General features: G+C 25.8%; 3 protein-coding genes. All 3 read left to right on the forward strand.

Annotated features, from left to right (window positions below; translation table 11 throughout):
* Positions 1 to 6: 6 nt before the first annotated feature.
* The 3 genes from BUB51_RS13705 to BUB51_RS12370 all read left to right on the forward strand — a co-directional run bounded on the left by BUB51_RS13705 (position 7) and on the right by BUB51_RS12370 (position 2,459).
* Positions 7 to 87, forward strand: a complete 81-nt coding sequence (locus BUB51_RS13705) for a cyclic lactone autoinducer peptide (protein WP_423230326.1) — start codon at positions 7 to 9, stop codon at positions 85 to 87.
* Positions 88 to 775: 688 nt separating this feature from the next.
* Positions 776 to 2,062 carry a hypothetical protein gene (locus BUB51_RS12365; protein ID WP_073198128.1) on the forward strand — a complete coding sequence of 429 codons (1,287 nt, stop codon included), beginning with the start codon at positions 776 to 778 and terminating at the stop codon, positions 2,060 to 2,062.
* The gene (locus BUB51_RS12370; protein WP_073198130.1) at positions 2,049 to 2,459 is read left to right on the forward strand and encodes a hypothetical protein; all 411 of its coding nucleotides are present in this window, start codon (positions 2,049 to 2,051) and stop codon (positions 2,457 to 2,459) included. Before BUB51_RS12365 ends, BUB51_RS12370 begins: the two co-directional genes overlap by 14 nt.
* The last annotated feature ends 465 nt before the right edge of the window (positions 2,460 to 2,924 follow it).

Genomic DNA, 2,924 nt, shown 5'->3' on the forward strand with positions numbered 1-2,924 from the left:
TTTATAATTTCTAATGTAGGAGTAAAGCCTACTTGCATCGGTTGGTTCTATAAACCAGAAGTTCCAGAAATATTGAAAAACGAATAATTGTATTTAAAATGCTGTTGACAGTTATGTAGAGAGTACATAAGCAACATCTTTTTCAAATATAAAGTTGTGAACATATCTAGGAACTATAGAATAGTTTTGCTATCTTCGAGTGTAGATACAAGACTATCAAGTATTAATTCCTTTAGAATTTTTTCTGAAACTAATCTTTTAATACCTTGTGGACTTTCAAATTTATGATTTGAAAAAGTTTCTGTTATAAATGGAAGTACCAAATAAAAGTAAAGCTTATTGCACTTAGATTTTAGCTTAATATGTATTTCATATCTTTCTATAGCTGTTTTGTTTATTACTAATAATTACCAAAGGATCAACAGAATTTATGTTGATAAAATATAACTTCAATTTTTCATCTTAAAAACTTAACTGAGAGAAGCTATTTTAGAGAAAGTATGGGCATTGTAAGCTAGTAAAAAATATTAAAGCTACGCTTTTTAAAAATGTATCTATAATTATTTAAATATTGATTTAATGTTTGTTTTATTGAAGTTTTGGGAATGCTAACCATATCAAATGCCTCCCAGGGTCTTTGTGTTTATAAATTAGTATTCCTAGGATTTAGATGTTTACTCTTTCTATTATATGGAAGTTATCGTTTTATTTCTTGTAAAGTGGTAGATAGTAAAATGAATATATAAAATTTTATAAAATAGAAAGGATGAGTTCTATGAAGAAAATTTTTTGTTTTTTTATTTCATTGTTAATTATTTTTAATAGTATAACAGTTTTAGGAGCAGATAATAAGTATGCATATTCATTTGGGACAAACTATGATGGGGGTTGGTTTGATGATGATATTGATACATCCCAAGCAGCAAAAAATGCTGCTACAGATTTTGGAATAGCAGGATATAAATCTTATTATAATATTAAGCCGACAGTTCAATATATGAGAGGTAATAATCCCAATACTAATGCTCCAAGAATGGAAAGTGATGTTTTGTTTTTTGATGGACATGGAAACTATCAATGTATAGCTTTTAATTATAAGCAGAAAGGCGGAGATTATAAAACTGGAATCTATTATGGAAAGAATTTTGATAGTCCATCATCAGGATATAAGTATGCAGGAATTAAAAGTTACAATTTTTCCAAAGTTAAACTAGTAACATTTGCAGGATGCAATACTGCAGAAGGTACAGATAATATTACTAAAAGAGCTGTTGATGAAGGTGCAAAAACAGCTGTTGGCTGGAGAAAATCAGTAGGAACTAAATCTTTAACCCAGTGGTTAGCACGTTATACTAATGAGTTGGCTTTAGGAAAAAGTGTAAAAGAAGCTGTTGACTATGCTAATAGTTTCACGTATTCTGATAATAACGTTAAAACTGTTGTGATAAAAGGTAATGAAAATTTAAGAATAAAAATCAGTAAAGCTAACTCAAAATCTTATTTACATGACGATAATGTTGGTGAAGAATATCCCATTGATAGAAATAAAATATTAAATGATAGAAAATTCAAAGAGATTAATATCAATACAGATTTACCTTTTAACTCAGAAAAACCTGATTATGTAGGCATAACTACATTTATAAAAGATAAAATAAATCCTAAATTTAATATAACAGAATATATTATCTATTTAACTAAAAGAAATAGAAAATCTTCTGTAATTGATATAGTTTATAAAATTGGTGATTTTGAAACCAATAGTTCGTATACTGTATTGGTTGAAAATGGGAAAGTTAAAAAAATAATTGATAATACTATTACTATTAAGAATGATGTACAGACTAATGTGAATAAAAAAGTAAAATATTCTATTAATAATTATACTTCTCAAAAAATTACAGAAAAATCTATAGGTGAAGAATATCGAATAGAAAATCAAGAGAGTAAATACTATTATGACATAAACAACAATAAACGATATCATATAATCTTATTAACACTTAGACATTTACCAACAAATACATTTGTTAAAGAGGAATATTTTTATGAGATTAAATAAAATATTAGTATTGACTAGTATAATTACATTAATATTAATAATTATTGTTTTGCATTATTTTAGAAATGATAATGGAATTGAGTCAATTAATATTCTGACAATATCGCGTATTCAAATGCAAAAAGGAATTGATGGTATTCCTATAACTATTGAAAATAGGGCTGAAATAGAGCGTTTAATAAGTAAACTTGATACTGATAAATGGGAATTAGTAAAGTGTAAGTATCAAAGCTATCCAAATTATTTTATTTTTATTTATAATGATAGAAGGAAAATCGAGCTTGGTTTTTTCACTGCAAAAGAAAATGTCTATTGTAAGTTTATAATCAATAAAAAAAATATTTGTTATAAAGTGCCATTGAATAGCTATAAATTAATCAAAGAATACCTTGAATAATAGACAATGGGTCAGAGAGTTGTCTGGTGACAAGTCCCTGTCCTATTATCTTGCTTCATAAAGTTTTTTACAAATAATATTTATGATGTTTGTAATTTTTATGAAATAAATAACAAGGGGAAGGTATTTAAGTTATGAAATTAATTTCTAAAGGCATTATTATACCCTTTCTAATTCCTATAATTACAATTCTGTTAATTGCTTTTATTGGTTATTATGGTTATGGTCGACCTTTTTTATTATCACTATAATGATAGGAGTTATATTTTTAAGAGTTTATTTGAGTGAGAAAGACAGTAAAATTTTACTTTTTTTAGGCTTAATCATTGGAATAGCAGGGGTGTTTTTTTGTGCTAGTAAAATATTAAACAAATACAGTTCAGCATTATTTGTTACTATAGTTTATGTAATTAACAGTTCAGAAATATTTATGAAGACTATTTTTAAAAGATGAAATATTATTTA

Origin of the sequence: Caloranaerobacter azorensis DSM 13643, assembly GCF_900129995.1 — a bacterium.
In the GTDB taxonomy this organism is placed as follows: Bacteria; Bacillota; Clostridia; order Tissierellales; family Thermohalobacteraceae; genus Caloranaerobacter; species Caloranaerobacter azorensis.

Bases quoted from the DNA above. Each gene is read 5' to 3' on its own strand.
- BUB51_RS12365 (WP_073198128.1), top strand. From the start codon at position 776: ATGAAGAAAATTTTTTGTTTTTTTATTTCATTGTTAATTATTTTTAAT.
- BUB51_RS12370 (WP_073198130.1), top strand. From the start codon at position 2,049: ATGAGATTAAATAAAATATTAGTATTGACTAGTATAATTACATTAATA.